Raw genomic sequence first — 18,949 nt, 5'->3', positions numbered from 1 at the left:
CGATCATCTTGATCAGACGGATAAAGATATCGCCGGCAGGTTGCAGAACGTTACTGATCCACCAGGCCTTTTCAGCACTGAAATGGTTGAGCAGCGCGCCGATTGCAATCCCGAGGACCAGACCAATGAGGATCTGCCAGGCGAGGCTAAGTTTTGCCTTCTTCATATTATTTTTTTTCTACCTTTACTTCAGTTTGATGTAGGTAATTGCCTGAACAGGAACGTTCATTTACCGAAAAATCTGTGTAAATAGCCGGGATAGATCGCTTGGAAGTGGTGCTTGTCGCTCACTGGCAGACCGCTCAGGCGGCGCGACTATTCCAATGCCGGAGGGCGCCGTCTAATGCTGTAAATGCCTACCCTATGCTCAATGTGCATGGCATTAATCAAAAAAACGCATGGTTTAAAGCTGTTCGAATACGCCATTTCGGGAGGCATAAGTGCCGTGCACCGGCCCTTGCAGAAGACGTGACGCGTTTTTTGGCAGGAGAAATGAAGGGCTGGATCCAGGGGGTGTTTGAGCAAGCAACCTCGGCAAAAAGGCGCAATTTATTCTGGTCGGATGTCGACGGGCTGGCGTGCATTCGCCACCTGAAGCCATCAAGGGGAGGGTTTTGCTATCGGGAGGTGCATGAGGAATGGGTGAAGCATCGGGAGCACTTTGAAAAAGCCCGACACTGAGTTGCAAAGTTGTGACTTAAGCGATTCCTGACTTTATGGGAGCGAGCAAGGTCGCTCCCACACTTGAACAGCACTGCGACACTGAGCCGGGTTTATCGGCGGTGCTTGTTCTTCTTGTTTTTGTTTTTCTTGTGATGCTTGCCACCGGAGTTGTGTTTGCTGCCATCGTCGGCAAGATTGTTGCCTATCGCCCCGCCAGCGGCACCGCCAAGACCCGCGCCGATGGTGGAGCCAGTAGAGCCTCCCAGTCTGTTACCGATGACCGATCCGCCGGCCGATCCGAGACCGCCACCAATGGCGGCTTCGGTTTTGCTGCCTCGTGGCGCACCGATCGCACTCCCTGCAGCGCCACCGACTCCGGCGCCAACGGCGGCCCCCGTGGATCCTCCCAGCTGTTGGCCCACGATATTACCCAGCGCGCCGCCAACACCGCCTCCGACAGCGGCGGTTCCGTCACCGGCAGCCATTGCTCCTTGTGCAAACAAAAGGCCCAGAACTAGCGCAGGTAGTGTCATTCGCATCTTATATACCTCAATGGGCAGTAATCAGTGCACCCGCTACATTAGGGATGCCTGAGAATATAGACGGGGCGATAACCCTCAAGTTCTATGTTGGCAACCACTGTGGCTGATAAAGCTGTAACAAGCTATTGCGGTGACAGGTTCCAGTCTTTGTGGGAGCGGGCTTGCTCGCGATGGTCGTTAACGATGGCGTGTATTTAATGAGTATACGCGGCGATATGAAGACCATCGCGAGCAAGCCCGCTCCCACACTTGAGCAGCGTTGCTCTTGAGTGAACAGCATCAGCGCAAGGTGAGGGATTTCCTCCCTTCACTTGACCTCAAGTGCGGCCTGAATCTGATCAGCATACTTGCTCAGCCGATTGAGCTCTGTTTGAAGCTGCCCGGCACCGCTTGAATTTAGAACCTTGGCCTGGATCAAGGTTAAAGCCGCGGCAACAGCCAGTTCTCGTTGGCTCTGCGGGCTTGCGGCGCCAAAGGGGGTATCGCCCCTCAGGCCTTTGAAGTGCTCAGACATACAGTTCTCCTTATTTCTGATCCGCATTTCACTTTTTCCGACAACTTTATCCAGTGTAGAAGGATCGGTGTCCGCGTGAAGTGCTCAGAACCCGCATCCCGGTCCATCCGTCTGCCTGCACCAGGCCCGGGGCAGTCGGGTCGGAGTATTGGTGATTTATACAGCGTCAGCAGCGCCAAATATAAATCCTGATTCGCGTCAATTAAATGGCTAATAAGTTTATTTATTACGTGTTTACCAAGATACTAATCCTATTTCGTTCAATTTATTGACGATGCCATTGTGATGGCTTATTTTGGCGCGCTGCGGCTGGTCATGGGTCGTTAACAGTCAGAAAGCAGGAAGCCTTCCTATGAGCCACAAAGACGACATATCAAATCTATTCAGTAGATTTGGCGCGACTTCAGACAGCTATCACGAGTTCGAAACCCCGCTCGACTACCCGTGCGCAGCACCGCAAAAGATGCCGCTGCCTGCCGAGCCAGCGCCTTTGCCTGAAGTTGTGGCTCAAGTAATCGAGAACATGGCGGCCGAGCCGAAAATTGAACAGGCGCCATTCCGGTCGTTACCGTTTTCGGTGGTTACGCCGGGAGCGCAACCCTTCATGCAATCTGCAATGCCAGTCGTTGAGTCATCGCGCCCCCAGCCTGAAGCACCATTGATGACCTCTGGAGACGTTGCAACCCCGTTGCGTAACCTGCTCGCCGAAGTCGCCCTTGCCCGTCAGGCCGAGATGCACGCCCAGGCACAGCTTGGGGCTCGTGTGCCGAAGTGCAAGGCACATATCGTGGCACTGGTTTCGGCCAAGGGTGGCGTAGGCAAGTCCACTCTGGGCGCCGGGTTGGCCAGCAGCTTGTGTCTGGACGCATGCAAAACCATCGCCATCGATCTTGACCCGCAAAATGCGTTGCACTACCACCTCGGGATTGAATCCGGTGTGACGGGAATGGGCTCTACGAGCGAGGATGGCACCACTTGGGCCGACAAACTTCAGCAGGGTTTCGACGGTGCTCAAGTGCTGCCCTACGGCGTATTGAGTGATGACGAACGTTGTGCCCTGGAACGGGACATGAGCCAGGATCGCCATTGGTTGGCCCGGCAACTGGCTCGCCTGAATCTGGATGAAAACGACGTAGTGATTCTGGACACACCGACCGGCCGTTCGATGTATCTGGAGCAAGCGCTGGATGTGGCTGATCAAGTGATCGTAGTCACCACCGCCGACGCCGCCAGCTTTGTTGCCCTGGATCAGATGGATCGCCTGATGGGCTCCGTCCCCCCCCGTCCTGAGTCCCCGGCCTGCAACTACGTGGTCAATCAGTTCGATGCCACCCGCGAGTTTTCGCGGGACATGCTTGAGGTCCTCAAACGTCGTTTGGGCGGGCAGATGCTCGGAGTCGTTGCGCTGGATAACACCCTGGGCGAGTCGCTGGCCTATGGTCGTAACCCGCTGACTTCACCGAACGCATCTGCAGCCTGCCAGGATATGGTATGGCTGGGTAAACAACTCAAGGCCGGGTTTGACAACGGCTCTGCTACAGCGATGTCCGCGCTGTGATCAAGACCAGCACTGAGCCGCCTGTTGTACAAACCCGTCTGCAACGTTGGGCGCAGTCCGTGGCTGATCGTATTGAACGATGGCCCGTTGTGGCACGCCGCGCGCTGACCATTGGCACGATAGCGTTCTGCACGCTTGTGGGCTTATTGATCGTCACCGCCCCGTTTGATTTCTATGCCCAGTGCATCTTTGCACTCGGCTGCTTTGGCACGGCGCTGATATTGCGCAGGATCCCCGGCCGGCTGACCATCCTGATCATGATCTGCCTGTCGCTGACTGCTTCGCTGCGCTACATGTACTGGCGTCTGACGGCGACCCTGGACTTCGATGAGTGGATCGACATCGCGTTCGGCTACGGCCTGGTACTGGCCGAGCTTTATGCCTTGGTGGTGCTGATCTTCGGTTACTTGCAGACGGCATGGCCGCTGCGGCGCCAACCGGTATTGCTCAAAAGCCCGCCCAGCGAGTGGCCGGTAGTTGACGTGTTCATCCCGTCCTACAACGAAGCCCTCGATATTGTGAAGTTGACTGTCTTTGCCGCCCAGGCCATGGACTGGCCGCAGGACAAGCTGCGGGTCCACGTGCTCGATGACGGGCGTCGCGAAGACTTTCGCGAGTTCTGCGAGCAGATCAATGTCAACTACATCACCCGTGACAACAACCGGCATGCGAAGGCCGGGAATCTCAACGAAGCGTTGCAGATCACCAGCGGTGAGTTCGTGGCGTTTTTCGATGCCGATCACGTACCGACCCGTTCGTTTTTGCAAGTGAGCATTGGCTGGTTTCTGAAAGACCCGAAGCTGGCGATGCTGCAAACGCCGCACTTTTTCTTTTCCCCGGACCCGTTCGAAAAGAACCTCGATACCTTCCGCTCGGTACCGAACGAAGGCGAGTTGTTCTATGGCCTGGTCCAGGACGGCAATGACCTGTGGAACGCCACATTCTTCTGCGGCTCATGTGCTGTGATCCGGCGCAAGCCGCTGATGGAGATTGGCGGGGTCGCAGTAGAAACCGTGACCGAAGATGCCCACACCGCGCTCAAACTCAATCGCGCCGGCTACAACACGGCGTATCTGGCCATTCCCCAGGCGGCCGGCCTGGCGACGGAAAGTCTGTCGAGCCACATCAGCCAGCGCATTCGCTGGGCCCGGGGCATGGCGCAGATTTTCCGCACCGACAATCCGTTGTTCGGCAAGGGTCTGAACCTGGGGCAGCGCCTGTGCTACCTCAACGCGATGCTGCACTTCTTCTATGGTTTGCCGCGCTTGGTATTTCTGACGGCGCCGCTGGCCTTCCTGTTTTTCGACGCGCAGATTTTCCACGCTGCGGGGTTGATGATCATGGCCTATGCATTGCCCCATATCTTCCATGCCAGCCTGACCAACTCCACCATTCAGGGGCGCTTCCGCCACTCGTTCTGGAACGAGGTCTACGAGACCGTACTGGCCTGGTACATCATGGGGCCGGTGCTGGTGGCGCTGGTCGATCCCAAGCATGGTGGTTTCAACGTGACCGACAAGGGCGGGATCATCGACGAGAAATTCTTCGACTGGAAACTCGCCCGTCCCTACATCGTGCTGTTGACCCTCAACCTCGCGGGCATGGCCTATGGGATCGCGCGGCTGGCAATGGGTGAGGAGGGCGCCACAACCACGGTGCTGATCAACCTGATGTGGACGCTCTACAACGTCATCATCACCAGTGCTGCAGTGGCAGTGGCCAGCGAAACCCGACAGGTACGTGCTGAGCCGCGGGTAGCAGCCAAATTGCCTGTGCGCCTGACCTGTGCCGATGGCCGCGTGATAGAGGGTGTAACCCAGGACTTTTCGCAAAAAGGCATGGGTTTGATTTTGCCGGAAGGCGTCAGCTTGCCTCAGGGTGAGCAGGTACAGATTTCCCTGTTTCGCAATCAACACTCGAGTGTGTTCCCGGCAGTGGTCGTGTTCAGTCGCGGCGATTTGGCGGGCGTGCAGTTTGATGCCCTGACCTTGCGTCAGCAGAGTGACCTGGTACGCCTTACATTCTCCCGCGCCGACACCTGGGCTTCGACCTGGGGCAGCGGGCAGGTCGATACCCCGCTTGTCGCCTTGCGTGAGGTCGGTCGTATCGGCCTGCGCGGTATCCACGAACTTTTCAAAGCCTCGGCCATGGAAGTGCGCAGCTTGCTGCGCCGTCGCCGCGTCACCCCTTCCACGCTAGACAATGTCCTGGACAAGTGATGAATTCAACGTCTTCAGCCTTCGCCGCCTTGCGCGATCTGCGCCGCGCGCTGGCCCGCCTGACGTGCGCCTTGCTGGCTTTCAGCGCGGGCGCTGCCAGTGCCCAAACCCTGCCTGCGGCCACGGCGCCCGGAGCGAAAAGCTACACCGTTACCCTCAAGCAATTGGGCCGCAATTATCCGATGAACCTGCGTGGAGTGGAGGCGACAGACAGCGTCAGCTTCGATGTGCGGGCCGACTCGATCGTCACCGGCGCCAGGCTGAACCTGCAGTACTCCTACTCCCCGGCGCTGCTGGCGGAGCTGTCGCAAATCAACGTGCTGGTCAACGATGAAGTGGCCGCAAGCCTGCCATTGCCCAAGGACAAGGCCGGGCAACTGCAACAACAGGTTGTAGAGATCCCGGCTCATCTGATTACCGAGTTCAACCGCCTGAGCCTGCAATTTATCGGGCACTACACCATGAGCTGCGAGGACCCCCAGCACTCCAGCCTGTGGGCCAAGATCAGCAATGCCTCGGAGTTGGGCATCGACGTATCGCCGCTGGCCTTGCCTGACGACCTGTCGATTATTCCGCTGCCGTTTTTTGATCGTCGCGACGCCCGTCCCCTGGACTTGCCGTTCGTGTTCGCCGCTGCGCCCGACAATGCCACGCTGGAAGCCGCCGGAGCCCTGTCGTCGTGGTTGGGTGCCCAGGCCAGCTATCGTGGTGCGCGGTTCTCATCGGGTTACAACCGGATTCCGGCCAGCGGCAATGCCGTGGTGCTGGTCAGTGGCCCGGATGCCCTTCAGATCGACAGCCTGAGCCTGCCGCCCGCCAAGGGCCCGACCCTGACCGTGATGACCAACCCCAACGACGCCAATGGCAAGTTGCTGGTCGTCAGCGGTCGCGACGGAGCTGAGCTCAAGCGCGCTGCAACGGCGCTGGTGCTGGGCAATCAGGCCTTGTCGGGCAATAGCGTTGTCATCGACCGCCTGGATGTGGTGCAGCCACGCAAACCCTATGACGCACCGAACTGGTTGCCCAGTGATCGCCCGGTAAAACTGGGTGAGTTGTTGCCAGCCAAGGAACTGGCGGTGTCCGGCTACAACCCGGGCGACATTACCGTGCCGCTCAACTTTGCCCCGGACCTGTTTACCTGGCGCGAAGGCGGTGCGCCGTTGAACCTCAAGTACCGTTACACGCCTCAAGAGAACTCCAACAACTCATCGTTCATCATCAGTTTCAACGATGCGCTGATTCAGTCGCAGAACCTGCCGTCCCAGGACAAGCTTCCGAGCGGCGTACTCAGCGCGCTGAAGTCCGACGACAGCCTGGGCCGCGAAACCACCGTGATGCTGGCGTTGAACTCGACTGCCCTGCAGTCACGGCTGCAGCTGCGATACATGTTCGATTACATCAAGCAGGGGGAATGTAACGACATCATCATCGACAACATGCGTGGGGCCATTGACCCCGAGTCGACCATCGATGTGAGCGGCTACGACCACTTTATCGCCATGCCCAACCTTGGCGTGTTCAAGGATGCCGGATTCCCGTTCACACGCCTGGCCGACTTGTCGCAAACAGCCGTGGTGTTGCCGGATAACGCAGGCACCGCGGACCTGGATGCCTACCTGACCGTACTTGGTCGTTTCGGCAGCTCCACGGGTTATCCGGCCACCGGCGTACAGGTGATCCAGGCCGCGCAGGTTGGGAGCGCTGCGGACAAGGACTTGCTGGTGCTGGCATCCGGTGCCAATCAGCCGTTGCTGACGCAATGGGCTGATCGTCTGCCCGCTGCCGATGGCGAAGGACTGCAGAGTTTTCATCTGTCCGACCTGCCAATGCGGGTACGTGACTGGTTCAGCCCCGACCCTGAAGCCAATCTGCGCAGAACCCGGCTGGCGATGGCATTTTCCGGTGGTGCGCGCAGTACCTACCTCACCGGATTCGAGTCACCGCTCAAAAACGGTCGCAGTGTCGTGGTGATCGCCAGTGGTCAGCCCCAGGGTCTGGCCGACGCGACCAATGCCCTGATCGGTGGTGAGGATTACACCCAGTCGATCCAGGGCAGCCTGGTGGTGGTACGCGGTAAAAATATCGAGCCACTGGTTGCGGACGAGCAGTACTACGTCGGTAGCCTGGGCCCGATCAAATACCTGCAATGGCTGATGTCGCGTCACGTGGTACTGGCGCTGATACTGACCGGCCTGGGTGTGATCCTGCTCAGTGGTCTGGCCTATCTGGCATTGCGGGCGCGTGCCAACAAGCGTCTGGGTGGCTGACGGGGCATGAGTTTCTTCGCGATCTTTCGCAATAAAACCTCAACGAGGCGCCTGCATACGGCGCTTCGTTTGCTCGCCTGTGCTTTCGTAACGTTCACGCTGACGCCTGCGGTGGCTCAAGACGAGGCGTGCAAAAATGCTCAGTGGCCGCTTTGGCAAACCTATGCCTCGCATTTTGTGCAGGCTGACGGCCGGATGCTGGAGTCCAGTGCTCAGGTCAATCAAAGCTCTTCCGAAGGCCAATCCTACGGGATGCTTTTCGCACTGATAGGCAACGATCAGGCGCGCTTTGAAAAGTTGTGGCAATGGACCTTGGCCAACATGGCGGGAGCCGATGTGAGCAAGCGTCTGCCGGGCTGGCTGTGGGGGCAGGGCAAGGATGGCACATGGCAATTGCAGGACGCGAACTCGGCGTCCGATTCGGATTTGTGGATCGCTTATTCGCTGCTGGAGGCAGCGCGTTTGTGGCAGCGGCCGGACTATCGCGAAGCCGCGTTGCAGCTGCTTGCAAACATAGAAACCCAACTGATAGTGAGCTTGCCCGGTTTGGGCAAAATGGTGTTGCCGGGGCCACAGGGCTTCGTGCAGCCCGATCACCTGTGGCGGTTGAATCCCAGCTACCTGCCATTGCCGCTGCTGCGTCGACTGGCCAAGGAGTCACCGGCCGGACCTTGGAAAGAAATAGCCGAAAACACGGTGAAAATGATCAAGGCTTCCAGCCCCAAAGGCTATGTGGCCGACTGGGTTGGTTACCGTGCCACCGGGCCGAAAGCCGGTTTGTTCGTGGTTGATCCGATCACAGGCGAGCAGGGCAGTTATGACGCGATTCGCGTGTACCTGTGGGCTGGCATGACGCCCAAGTCCGATCCACTGGCAGCCCCCTTGCTGGCGATGCTGGACGGTATGTCAAACAGTACTGCGTCCACCGGTATTCCACCGGAAAAAGTCCAGGTCATCAGCGGTGCACTCGAGGGTCAGGGGCCTTTCGGGTTCTCGGCTGCGCTGATCCCGTACTTCCAGACCAAAGGCCAGCCCTGGCTGGCACAGGCCCAGCAACGTCGAACCGTACAAGCGTTGGACAAGGCACTGGCCACTGTCGGCGGCGAGCGTACCGAACCGTTGTATTACAACCTCATGCTCAGCTTGTTCGCACTCGGCTGGGCTGAAAATCGTTTTCAGTTTCGTGATGACGGAACACTCAAATTGTCTTGGGAGACGTCATGCGTCCGCACCGCCACTCGCTAGCCATAGGTTTTTTAACCGCCATGATCAGCACTGCCGTCCACGCCGACACACGGGACGTGCAATCGCAGTTGGTCGAGCAGGGCCAGTACTGGCAGGGCCGTGACAATTCACAACGAGCTGCTGAAGCTTGGGAAAAAGTGTTGCGTCTGGACCCCAATCAAGTCGACGCCCTTTACGGTATGGGCCTTGCCAGCATCAAGCAGAAAAAGTCCGCGCAAGCCAGGCAATACCTGGAACGCCTGCAGGCTTTGTCGCCCCGCCCTTGGTTGGCTGCGCAGCTGGAGCAGGACCTGGCCCTTACCGAGCCGCAGAACATCGCGCTTCAAGCCGAGGCTCGCCGTCTGGTCGATAGCGACCAGCGTGACCAGGCGACTCAGGTGTTTCGCAAACTCTTTGCCGGGCGCACACCGTCAGGCACTTTAGGCCGAGAGTATTACAACAACCTTGCATTCAATCCTGCAGGCTGGCCGGAAGCTCGCAAAGGCATGGAGCGTTTGCTGCACGAAACGCCGAATGACTCGATTCTGGCGCTGTTTCTTGCCAAGCAACTGGTTCGTCACGAAGACACTCGCCCCGAAGGTATTCGTGCCCTGGCCAAACTGTCGACGCGGCCCGACATCGGTGGTGACGCTGACGAGAGCTGGCGTCTGGCGCTGGTGTGGTCCGGTCCTCCGAGCGCTGCCCAGGCTCCTTTGTTCGAAGCTTTTTTGAAGGCTCATCCGGAGGATCAGGAAATACGCGATCTTCTGAACAAAGGTAAATCGAAAGCCAGCACTGCTGGCCGGGTAGCGAGCTGGCAACCAGATCCACTGGTAGAACGTGGATTGCAAGCCCTTGAAAAAGGCGATCAGGCAGGTGCCGAGCAAGCTTTCGCCGCACGCCTGAAAAACAAGGCCAATGACCCTGATGCACTGGGGGGGCTTGGTGTTGTGCGCCAACAACAGAATCGTCTGGTTGAGGCTGAGCAGTTGCTCAACCGTGCCATTGGCAATGGGGGGGCGCGATGGAAGCCCGCATTGGACAATGTGCGCTACTGGGCCTTGCTGCAACAGGCGCGCAACCAGGCCAAGGCTCAACCCGACAAGGCCCGGCAGAACATTGCACAGGCCATGCGTCTTAACCCTAAAGGCGTCGAAGCGCGCCTGGCCCTGGCAGATCTCCAGGCCCAGAACGGTCAACTGGATGAAGCCCAGGCCAGTTATCGCCAAGTATTGAGTGTGCAGCGAGATAATGCGCAGGCCGTACAAGGGCTTGTGAATGTGCTGTCGCAATCGGGGCAGGCCGATGAGGCATTGCGCTTGCTCGATACCCTGACTGCAGCCCAGCAGGCCGAAATGGGCGGCGGTGGTCGGCTGCGTGCGCTGCGCTCCACCCAGGCGGCTGCATTGGCCGAACAGCGGGGTGATACCCGTGGTGCGCAACAGGCGTTGGTGCAAGCCGTCAAGGACGACCCGGATAACGTTTGGACCCGTTTTGACCTCTCCCGCCTTTACCTCAAGACCGGCGAGCCACAAAAAGCCCGAGACCTGATCGACAGCTACCTCAAGGCGCATCCGACCGACGTTGACGCGCTTTACACCAGCGCTTTGCTCTCGGTGGAAATGGAGCAGTGGGACGCTGCCCAGGCCGCCATCAGTCGCATTCCTGCGGGCCGCCGCACCGCTGACATGAGCGAGCTGGCCGACCAGATTACCCTGACGGTGCAAGTCAAACTCGCCGCTACCATGGCCAAGCGCGGCCAGCGCCAGGAAGCCCTGGCCCTGCTTGATCGTTTGCAACCGATGGCCAGCCGCAGCCCGGACCGGATGGCGACGCTGGCGTCGGCCTATGTCGACACCGGTGACGCCACACGTGCGTTGACCATGATGCGCGACGTCATTAACCAGACACCGACACCGTCCGCCGACCTGATGTTGCAGTACGCCAATCTGCTGTTGAAGACGGGCAATGATGCTCAGGTCAATTCGATTCTGCGGGGCCTGCAAAATCAGCCAATGAGCCTTGCTACACGCAAGCGCTTCGATGATCTGCTTTACCAGTATCGTATTCGTCAGGCAGACCTGCTGCGTGAAGGCGGTGATCTGGCAGGCGCTTATGACACGTTGGCACCGGCGCTGGCGTCACGCCCCGGGGATGCGGGTGCGGTTTCGGCACTGGCGCGCATGTATGTCAGCAGCGGTGACAATGCCAAGGCATTCGAGCTGTACAAACCCTTGCTGCAGCGTCAGCCAAACGACCCGCAGATCTTGCTCAATGCAGCGGACGCCGCCGTTCTGGCCCGTGATAACGGCTACGCCGAACGTGCGCTGGAGCAGTTCGTGAAGCTGCAAAACTACGACCCGCAGTCCTTGACCGAAGCGGCACGGATCTACCGCAGCATGGGCAAGTCTGCTCAAGCCACCCACCTGTTGCGCAAGGCCGTAGACATCGAGCAGACCGAGAAAAAACGCAGTCTGGCGACGCAGGCTGCCGGTACGGGCGCGGCGCCCAACCCTTTTGCAGGTTTGTCGGGGCCGGGTAATCAGGTTGGCCGCGGGGCGATCGACGGGATTCCTGCTCCGGCGCAAGCCGTGCTGGATTCGGCATCGTATAGCGCAGGCAACAATTCGTTATTGCCCCAAGACGTCTATCCAGGTCAGCAACAAGCCCGCGTGGCAGCCGCAATCCCGAGCCGTGCGGCCGTGCCCTCCGGGCGATTTGGCAATGCCGGGGCCAATCCTTTCGCGCCGCAAGGCACGGTCAATGTAGCGGTAGATCAGGCCAGTTCTGCCCAGCGGGCACTGGACAGCATCCTTCAGGAGCGCAGTGCTTACGTGACTCAGGGTGTGACCGTGCGCACCAATGACAGCGAGCCGGGCCTGGGCAAGATGACCGATATCGAGACGCCGCTGGAGATTAATTTCCCGGCAGGTGACAACCGTCTCGCTGTGCGTGTGACGCCGGTATCCCTGAACGCAGGACGGGTGGGTGTGTATGCCGCTGAACGCTTCGGTAGTGGCAACGCGTCAACCGAAGGTATTGGTGCCCAGCGTGAAAGTGGTGTGGGTGTGAGCGTTGGCTTCGCTCGTCCGGATGAAGGCATCAAGGCTGATATCGGCACTACGCCAATCGGCTTTCAATACAGCACCGTCGCCGGTGGTGTGAGTGTGGATCGCCCGCTCGCCAGCAATTCCAATGTGCGCTATGGCGTCAACGTCTCGCGCCGCCCGGTAATCGACAGCGTGACGTCGTTCGCCGGTACTACCGATGAACGTAGCGGGCAGTCGTGGGGCGGTGTGACGGCTAACGGCGGTCGTGGCCAACTGAGCTACGACGACCAGGCGATTGGCGCCTATGGCTACGGCGCGTGGCACAAGCTGTTGGGCCATAACGTAGAGTCCAACAGCCGTGCCGAACTGGGCGCCGGTGTTTACTGGTATCTGCAAAATGATGAAGACAGCAAGCTGACTCTCGGCCTGAGCGCCACTGGCATGAGCTTCGACAATAACCAGAACTTCTTTACCTACGGTCACGGCGGCTATTTCAGCCCGCAAAGCTACTTTGCCCTTGGGGTGCCGGTGGCCTGGTCGCAGCGCACCGAGCGCCTCAGCTATCAGGTCAAGGGCTCGGTGGGTGTCCAGTACTCCCATCAGGCGGGTGCGGACTACTTCCCTGGCGACAGCACGCTGCAAGCTGAAAACGACCAGCGCTACTCCAGCGAGAGCAAGGCTGGGGTTGGTTACAGCCTCTCCGCAGCCGGTGAGTACAAGTTTGGTTCAAACTTTTTTCTGGGGGCCAATCTTGGTCTGGACAATGCCCAGGACTACCAGCAAGTCACGGGTGCCATGTACTTGCGTTACATGTTTGAGGACATGAACGGCCCGATGGCGCTGCCGGTCAGCCCCTACAGTTCCCCTTATTCCAATTGATGTCCTGGAGACTTTAAATGCCTTCATCCGTTCTAGCCGGTATGACCCTTCTTGTTCTTGGGGAGAGTCACATGAGCCTGGCCAATCACCTGATGGAACCACTGCACGCCAACTTGACCCAGCAAGGCGCGAATGTGCATTCGATTGGCGCGTGCGGGGCCAGCGCTGGCGATTGGCTTATCACCAAAAAAGTCGATTGTGGGGCTGAAGAAAAAGGCAGCGGCAAGATTGTGATCAAGGGGCGTGATGCGACTACAACCCCAATCAAGGACTTGATTGCCGCCGACAAGCCGGACCTGGTGGTGCTTGTGATTGCCGACACCATGGCCTCGTACGACAAGCCGGTATTTCCCAAGGCCTGGGCGTGGCAGAACGTGTCTGCACTGGCCAAGGAAATCACCGCCAACGGTGCCAAATGCGCATGGGTAGGCCCGGCGTGGGGCAAAGAAGGCGGCATGTACAAGAAAAACGATGCGCGCACCAAACTGATATCCGCGTTTTTGGCAACCAACGTCGCGCCTTGTACCTACATCGATTCCCTGGAGTTCTCCAAGCCCGGGCAGTGGGTGACCACTGACGGCCAGCATTTTACTGTTGCGGGCTACAAGTCCTGGGCCAATGCCATCGGCAATGCGTTGGGCAAACTGCCGCCTGAAGCGGTCAGTGCCAAGGGAGAGAAGAAGTGATTCGTCCACTGACGGGTGCGATGACACTGTTATGTAGCATGTGCACCCTGGCTGCCGATTTTGCCCTGTATCCCACCGGCCCCAGCCAGGACGCAGCCTTCATCCGCTTCGTCAACGCCACCACGGCGCCCCTGGACGTCATCGGCCAGGCAGGACAGCCGCCGTTGCGCCTTGAAGTGGCGCAACCGGCGTCGCTATTGTTCCCGGTGGACTCGACCAGTCCGGTCAAGGGTTCTCTGGTCAGTGGCGGGCAACAGCTGGCGCTGGACCTCAAGGTCGAGCCCGGGGAGTTCGCGACGATTGTTGTCGTGTCGCAGGGTGCGGGTATCGAGCAAGTCGCCGTGCGCGAGACACCTGACGATTTCAACGGCCTCAAGGCTTCGCTGGCGTTTGTTAACGTCGATAAATCCTGCAGCGATGCCAGTCTGCGTCCTGCCGGGCGCAGCGCCGATCTGTTCAAGGCGGTGCCCGTCGCCAGCCTGCAACGGCGCTCGATCAATCCGGTGAACCTTTCGGTGCAACTGGTGTGCGCCAACGCCAATGTGGGTGCTGCGCTGGATTTGGGCATGCTCAAGGCGGGGGAACGCTACAGCGTGCTGCTGGTGCCTTCTGCCAGCGGGCCACGTCTTTTGAGCGCAACGGACACTCTGTCCCACTGATCGGATTCTGCCGCTGCCATGGTCTTCGCCTCACTCGAGTTCCTGACGCTGTTTCTGCCAGCCTTCATGCTGATTTACGCCCTGGGCAAGCCCCAGTGGCGTAACGTCATTTTGTTGATCGGCAGCTGGTTGTTCTATGGCTGGCTGAACCCGATGTTCCTCGCGTTGCACGTGGCGTTGACCATCGTTGCCTGGGTCGGCGGGCTGCTGATTGATCGCTCCCGCGAAGACTCAAAGGGCAGGGTGCGGCTGTTGATTGCGCTGATCGTGTTCAACACCGCAGTGCTGTGCTGGTACAAGTACGCCAATATCCTGGCTGCAACCTGGATGGAATGGATTACCTGGCCGGGCGCGATGCCCCTGGAGTGGCAGCGGGTGGCGCTGCCGGCAGGGCTGTCGTTTATCGTGCTGCAGGCCATTTCCTATCTGGTGGATGTGCACCGCCATACGGTGCCGGTGGAGCGCAGCTTCATCAACTACGCCACCTACATTTCGATGTTCGGTCACTCCATAGCAGGTCCGATCATTCGCTATGACTGGGTGCGTCGTGAGCTGACCCGGCGCTATTTCGACTGGCAGAATTTTTCTCTGGGCGCACGCCGTTTCATGGTTGGCATGTGCATGAAAGTGCTGGTGGCAGACACTCTGTCGCCATTGGTGGACGTGGCGTTCCATCTGGATAATCCGTCCTTTGTCGACGCCTGGATCGGTTGCCTGGCCTACTCGTTGCAACTGTTTTTCGACTTCGCGGGCTACAGCGCCATGGCCATCGGCCTCGGCCTGATGCTGGGCTTTCACTTTCCGGAAAACTTCAACCAGCCTTACCTGGCCAGCAGCATTCAGGATTTCTGGCGGCGCTGGCACATGTCCTTGTCCAGCTGGTTGCGCGACTACCTGTATATCGCCCTGGGCGGTAACCGTAACGGGGCCTGGAAGACCTATCGCAACCTGTTCCTGACCATGGCCATTGCTGGGCTTTGGCATGGCGGCGATAGCTGGAATTACCTGCTGTGGGGGGCCGCTCACGGGGTGGCGCTGTGTGTGGACCGGTTGTGGTCGCGATCGAGCCTGCCGAGTATTCCTCCACTGTTCTCCCATACCCTGACACTGATGTTTGTGTTCATGGCCTGGACCCTGTTCCGTGCGCCGGATTTTGCATCGGCCCTGACTATGTATGCCGGCCAGTTCGGCTTGCACGGGTTTGCCTTGGGCGACGCGTTGGCCGTGACGCTGCGCTCGGCTCACGGCCTGGCGGCGCTGCTCGGCGTGGCATGCATTATCGCGCCGCTGTTCAAGGACCGTGTTGAGCAGCGTTTTGGTACTCAAGTGTGGTTTGTTCCTATAGCGGCCCTGTGGCCGGTGGCGGGTTTTCTGCTCTCGTTCGCGTTGATCGCGAGCCGCGAGGCGGTGCCCTTCCTCTACTTCCAGTTCTGATGGCCGCGCCCATGTCTTCTTCAACGCCCCAACCGGCTGTACCGACTGAACTCACCGCCCGTGTCAGCAGGTTGGGCGGCGTTGTGTTTGTCGTATTTCTGGCCGTCAGCTTTGCCTCGTCGATGTGGCTGTTGATCAGCGGCAAGGTCCAGATGCTGCCGCCCGACCTGACCCGCGACGGGGTGCTGCATGGCGAGGTCACCCACAAGATCGCCAAGCAGTTGTCAGAGGCTGGGGTGCCGCGAAAGGCGGCAGATCTGGAACGCGGCGCGAGCTGGCTGATGCTGCACGACACCGGCGCACGGGTCCGTCCGGGATGTGATGGCTGGTTGTTCTTGACCGATGAAATGCGCATCAACCGTCATGCTCAGGCCAATGCACAGATCAAGGCGGCGGCGGTGCGTGATATCCAGCAGCAACTGTCGTTGCGAGGCATCCGCTTGCTGGTGGCCGTGGTGCCGGACAAGAGCCGTATTGCCAGCGGGCAGCTGTGCGATTTGCGTCGTCCGGTGCAGTTGCACAATCGTGCAGTGGCCTGGGTTGAAGCGCTGAACAAGGCAGGGGTAAGTGCTTTGGATCTGGCGCCAGCCCTGCAATCACTGGGCAGCGAAGCTTACCTGCGCACCGACACCCACTGGAGCGAAGCAGGCGCCTCGGCGGCGGCCAAGGCCATCGCTGTGCGGGTACAGGCGATGGGGATCACTGCCACACCCCACAAGGATTATGAAACGGCACTGCAAGACCCGGCGCGTCGCCCGGGAGATCTGGTGCGCCTGGCCGGTCTTGAATGGTTGCCAGCAGGTTTGCAACCCGCAGCCGAGTCTGTGGCGGCGAGCCGGTTCAGTGAGAAAGCCGGGGAATCGCAGGGTGATGCAGACAGCCTGGATGACCTGTTTGGCGACGATAACCTGCCGAACGTGGCACTGATTGGCACTTCGTTTTCTCGCAACTCCAATTTCGCCGGGTTTATGCAACAGGCCCTGGGTGCGCCGATTGGTGACTTTGCCAGGGATGGAGGCGAGTTTTCCGGTGGTGCCAACAACTACTTCAATAACCCGGCATTCAAACAGACGCCCCCTGCGCTTGTGATCTGGGAAATCCCCGAACGTGATTTGCAAACGCCTTACAGCGACGTGATCAGGCTGTTGTAAATCGCCGGTCTGTAGTCGCTGACGAGCCGTGCGAGGCTGCGTCAGGTTTGGTGCGCCACTGCGACGCAGCAGTCGTAAAGTCAGCCTCCTCGGTTTTTCAGGCACACCGCGTGTTCCGGTTTTGCGACCGCTTCGCGATCGATCGCAGCCTCGTTCTACTCGTCAGCGACTACAACAAGAGTTGGTGGCGAATCTGTAGTCGCTGACGAGCCGTGCGAGGCTGCGTCAGGTTTGGTACGCCACTGCGACGCAGCAGTCGTAAAGTCAGCCTCCTCTGTTTTTCAGGCACACCGCGTGTTCCGGTTTTGCGACCGCTTTGCGACCGCTTTGCGATCGATCGCAGCCTCGTTCTACTCGTCAGCGACTACAACAAGGAGTTGGTGGCGAATCTGTAGTCGCTGACGAGCCGTGCGAGGCTGCGTCAGGTTTGGTGCGCCACTGCGACGCAGCAGTCGTAGAGTCAGCCTCCTCGGTTTTTCAGGCACACCGCGTGTTCCGGTTTTGCGACCGCTTCGCGATCGATCGCAGCCTCGCTACGCTCCTCAGCGACTACAGGTCGCGGGGTCCCATGGGGCCGAGAATCTGCTTACGGCAAACCTCGAGAATTTCATCTGCCAGCGCGCTGTTATCAGGGCAGGCCCGGGACAGCACGATCGCACCAATGGCATGGGCCATGGTGTCTATTATCCTGTCCCGCATGTCCTGTGGCTCAACGCCGGCGAACGTGGCACCTGAGCGCTCAACGGCGGCCAGCATGTTTTCGAGCCCTTGGGCAAAGGTTGTCTTGACCTCTTCAGGCTGTCGCGCTGCGTCCCCGCACAAGGCCGCCAGGGTGCAACCCTCTCCCGGCGCATCACGGTGCTGGCGGGAGAGGTACTGGTCAAAGAACCCGGCAATATCGTGCTCTGCGCTTTTTTCCAGCGAGCTTGCCAGTCCACACGCGGCAGCTTCGGCCATCAGGTCAGCCTTTGAGCCAAAGTGCTTGTAGAACCCGCCATGGGTGAAGCCGGCCGCGGCCATGAGATCCGCCACCCCCACACCGTCATAGCCACGCTCGCGAAACAGCCTGGAAGCCGTCTCGACGATGTGTGCCCGGTTCGCCTGCGCCTGTGCTTTTGTGACCCTCATCGCTTTATGCCTCGTTCAAACCACTGACAATCAAGCGCTCACTATACATGGATGTCGATCATCATCAAAATAGTTGACGATTTAGATTATGATCATCATCATAAAGCCTCTTCGATCGATAGGCCGCATTCCGCGGCTGGATTTATTCTTGAGAGAGCGCCTCCATGACTACTCATTCCTCAGTCCTTATCACGGGCGCTTCCAGCGGCATCGGGGAGACCTATGCCGAGCGCTTTGCACGCCGTGGCCACGATCTGGTGCTGGTTGCCCGCGACAAGGCGCGACTGGAAGCCCTGGCAACACACTTGCGCCAGCAATACCGTGTTGCCGTCGATGTGTTGCAGGCAGACCTGACCCAATCCAGTGATCTGGAGGTGGTTGAAGCGCGGCTGCGTGACGACTCCAGCATAGGCATCCTGATCAACAATGCGGGCATTGCCCAGTCGGGCGGTTTTCTGGAGCAGACAGCGCAGAGCCTCACGACGATTATTGCGCTCAACACCGTTGCGCTGACGCGACTGGCCAGCGCGATTGCGCCACGGCTGGTGCAGGCCGGTGAGGGGGCGATCGTCAATATAGGTTCGGTCGTAGGCCTGGCGCCGGAGTTCGGCCAGTCGGTCTACGCTGCAACCAAGGCGTTTGTGCAGCTGCTGTCACAAGGGCTGAGTCACGAGTTGTCGCCCAAGGGGGTTTATGTCCAGGCGGTTTTGCCTGCCGCAACCCGCACCGAAATCTGGGAGCGCGCAGGTATCGATATCAACGTCCTGCCTGAGGTGATGGAGGTGGGTGAGTTGGTCGATGCCGCGCTGGTCGGTTTCGACCGCCGTGAGCGAGTGACCATTCCGCCTTTGCATGACGCTGCCCGTTGGGATGCGCTGGATGGCGCCCGTCAGGCGCTGCTGGGGGATCTGCGGATGGCCCATGCTGCCGATCGCTATAAAAACTGATTGATGCGGGGTTGCCGCACCGGGGGCA

General features: G+C 59.3%; 14 protein-coding genes and 1 pseudogene. 11 read left to right on the top strand and 4 right to left on the bottom strand.

The features are described 5' to 3' along the window. Window positions 1-166, bottom strand: a pseudogene (locus AACY07_RS22775) (glutamate/aspartate:proton symporter GltP); the annotation flags it as partial. A gap of 101 nt (window positions 167-267) precedes the next feature. On the opposite strand from AACY07_RS22775, the gene AACY07_RS22770 reads away from it, so the two are divergent. Further along, window positions 268-681 (top strand): hypothetical protein, encoded by a 414-nt coding sequence (locus AACY07_RS22770; protein ID WP_339477878.1) that lies wholly within the window; start codon window positions 268-270, stop codon window positions 679-681. A gap of 92 nt (window positions 682-773) precedes the next feature. Here AACY07_RS22770 and AACY07_RS22765 read toward each other — a convergent pair whose 3' ends face one another. Both AACY07_RS22765 and AACY07_RS22760 read right to left on the bottom strand, forming a co-directional pair. Then, on the bottom strand, window positions 774-1,202 hold the full coding sequence (locus AACY07_RS22765; protein ID WP_133078184.1) for a glycine zipper domain-containing protein: 429 nt from the start codon (window positions 1,200-1,202) through the stop codon (window positions 774-776). Window positions 1,203-1,512: 310 nt separating this feature from the next. Further along, window positions 1,513-1,719 carry a hypothetical protein gene (locus AACY07_RS22760; RefSeq protein WP_339477876.1) on the bottom strand — a complete coding sequence of 69 codons (207 nt, stop codon included), beginning with the start codon at window positions 1,717-1,719 and terminating at the stop codon, window positions 1,513-1,515. A gap of 352 nt (window positions 1,720-2,071) precedes the next feature. On the opposite strand from AACY07_RS22760, the gene bcsQ reads away from it, so the two are divergent. From bcsQ to AACY07_RS22715, 9 genes are read left to right on the top strand one after another with little or no spacing between them, the layout of a single operon-like run. Next, entirely contained in the window at window positions 2,072-3,277 is a 1,206-nt protein-coding gene (gene bcsQ, locus AACY07_RS22755) for a cellulose biosynthesis protein BcsQ (RefSeq protein WP_339477873.1), read from the top strand. After that, window positions 3,274-5,496 (top strand): UDP-forming cellulose synthase catalytic subunit, encoded by a 2,223-nt coding sequence (gene bcsA, locus AACY07_RS22750; RefSeq protein ID WP_445261398.1) that lies wholly within the window; start codon window positions 3,274-3,276, stop codon window positions 5,494-5,496. The genes bcsQ and bcsA overlap by 4 nt, the downstream gene beginning before the upstream one ends. Then, entirely contained in the window at window positions 5,496-7,763 is a 2,268-nt protein-coding gene (gene bcsB / locus AACY07_RS22745; protein WP_339477870.1) for a cellulose biosynthesis cyclic di-GMP-binding regulatory protein BcsB, read from the top strand. The genes bcsA and bcsB overlap by 1 nt, the downstream gene beginning before the upstream one ends. A 6-nt stretch (window positions 7,764-7,769) precedes the next feature. Beyond that, a complete protein-coding gene (gene bcsZ / locus AACY07_RS22740) occupies window positions 7,770-9,008 on the top strand; it encodes a cellulose synthase complex periplasmic endoglucanase BcsZ (protein WP_133078188.1) in 1,239 nt (412 codons plus the stop codon). Further along, the gene (locus AACY07_RS22735) at window positions 8,984-12,916 is read left to right on the top strand and encodes a cellulose biosynthesis protein BcsC (protein ID WP_339477867.1); all 3,933 of its coding nucleotides are present in this window, start codon (window positions 8,984-8,986) and stop codon (window positions 12,914-12,916) included. Before bcsZ ends, AACY07_RS22735 begins: the two co-directional genes overlap by 25 nt. Window positions 12,917-12,933: 17 nt before the next feature. Then, window positions 12,934-13,602 (top strand): SGNH/GDSL hydrolase family protein, encoded by a 669-nt coding sequence (locus AACY07_RS22730; RefSeq protein ID WP_219261277.1) that lies wholly within the window; start codon window positions 12,934-12,936, stop codon window positions 13,600-13,602. A 20-nt stretch (window positions 13,603-13,622) separates the two neighbouring features. Next, window positions 13,623-14,261: an alginate O-acetyltransferase AlgF gene (locus AACY07_RS22725; RefSeq protein WP_326399101.1), complete on the top strand. Its 639-nt coding sequence runs from the start codon at window positions 13,623-13,625 to the stop codon at window positions 14,259-14,261. A gap of 18 nt (window positions 14,262-14,279) precedes the next feature. Continuing rightward, a complete protein-coding gene (locus AACY07_RS22720; RefSeq protein WP_339477864.1) occupies window positions 14,280-15,695 on the top strand; it encodes an MBOAT family O-acyltransferase in 1,416 nt (471 codons plus the stop codon). A gap of 11 nt (window positions 15,696-15,706) precedes the next feature. Continuing rightward, window positions 15,707-16,846: an alginate O-acetyltransferase AlgX-related protein gene (locus AACY07_RS22715; RefSeq protein WP_445261397.1), complete on the top strand. Its 1,140-nt coding sequence runs from the start codon at window positions 15,707-15,709 to the stop codon at window positions 16,844-16,846. Window positions 16,847-17,395: 549 nt separating this feature from the next. Here AACY07_RS22715 and AACY07_RS22710 read toward each other — a convergent pair. After that, the gene (locus AACY07_RS22710; protein WP_339477859.1) at window positions 17,396-17,974 is read right to left on the bottom strand and encodes a TetR/AcrR family transcriptional regulator; all 579 of its coding nucleotides are present in this window, start codon (window positions 17,972-17,974) and stop codon (window positions 17,396-17,398) included. 164 nt (window positions 17,975-18,138) lie between these two features. Between AACY07_RS22710 and AACY07_RS22705 the strand changes: the two genes are divergently transcribed. After that, window positions 18,139-18,921 (top strand): SDR family NAD(P)-dependent oxidoreductase, encoded by a 783-nt coding sequence (locus AACY07_RS22705; RefSeq protein WP_339477857.1) that lies wholly within the window; start codon window positions 18,139-18,141, stop codon window positions 18,919-18,921. Window positions 18,922-18,949: the final 28 nt, after the last annotated feature.

It is taken from the genome of Pseudomonas sp. RL_5y_Pfl2_69 (assembly GCF_963970465.1).
In the GTDB taxonomy this organism is placed as follows: Bacteria; Pseudomonadota; Gammaproteobacteria; order Pseudomonadales; family Pseudomonadaceae; genus Aquipseudomonas.
The sequence above is the reverse complement of the archived record's forward strand: the minus strand, read 5'-3'. Positions and strand labels throughout refer to the sequence as shown.

Bases quoted from the DNA above. Each gene is read 5' to 3' on its own strand.
- AACY07_RS22765 (WP_133078184.1), bottom strand. From the start codon at position 1,202: ATGCGAATGACACTACCTGCGCTAGTTCTGGGCCTTTTGTTTGCACAA.
- AACY07_RS22760 (WP_339477876.1), bottom strand. From the start codon at position 1,719: ATGTCTGAGCACTTCAAAGGCCTGAGGGGCGATACCCCCTTTGGCGCC.
- bcsQ (WP_339477873.1), top strand. From the start codon at position 2,072: ATGAGCCACAAAGACGACATATCAAATCTATTCAGTAGATTTGGCGCG.
- bcsB (WP_339477870.1), top strand. From the start codon at position 5,496: ATGAATTCAACGTCTTCAGCCTTCGCCGCCTTGCGCGATCTGCGCCGC.
- bcsZ (WP_133078188.1), top strand. From the start codon at position 7,770: ATGAGTTTCTTCGCGATCTTTCGCAATAAAACCTCAACGAGGCGCCTG.
- AACY07_RS22735 (WP_339477867.1), top strand. From the start codon at position 8,984: ATGCGTCCGCACCGCCACTCGCTAGCCATAGGTTTTTTAACCGCCATG.
- AACY07_RS22730 (WP_219261277.1), top strand. From the start codon at position 12,934: ATGCCTTCATCCGTTCTAGCCGGTATGACCCTTCTTGTTCTTGGGGAG.
- AACY07_RS22725 (WP_326399101.1), top strand. From the start codon at position 13,623: ATGACACTGTTATGTAGCATGTGCACCCTGGCTGCCGATTTTGCCCTG.
- AACY07_RS22720 (WP_339477864.1), top strand. From the start codon at position 14,280: ATGGTCTTCGCCTCACTCGAGTTCCTGACGCTGTTTCTGCCAGCCTTC.
- AACY07_RS22715 (WP_445261397.1), top strand. From the start codon at position 15,707: ATGTCTTCTTCAACGCCCCAACCGGCTGTACCGACTGAACTCACCGCC.
- AACY07_RS22710 (WP_339477859.1), bottom strand. From the start codon at position 17,974: ATGAGGGTCACAAAAGCACAGGCGCAGGCGAACCGGGCACACATCGTC.
- AACY07_RS22705 (WP_339477857.1), top strand. From the start codon at position 18,139: ATGACTACTCATTCCTCAGTCCTTATCACGGGCGCTTCCAGCGGCATC.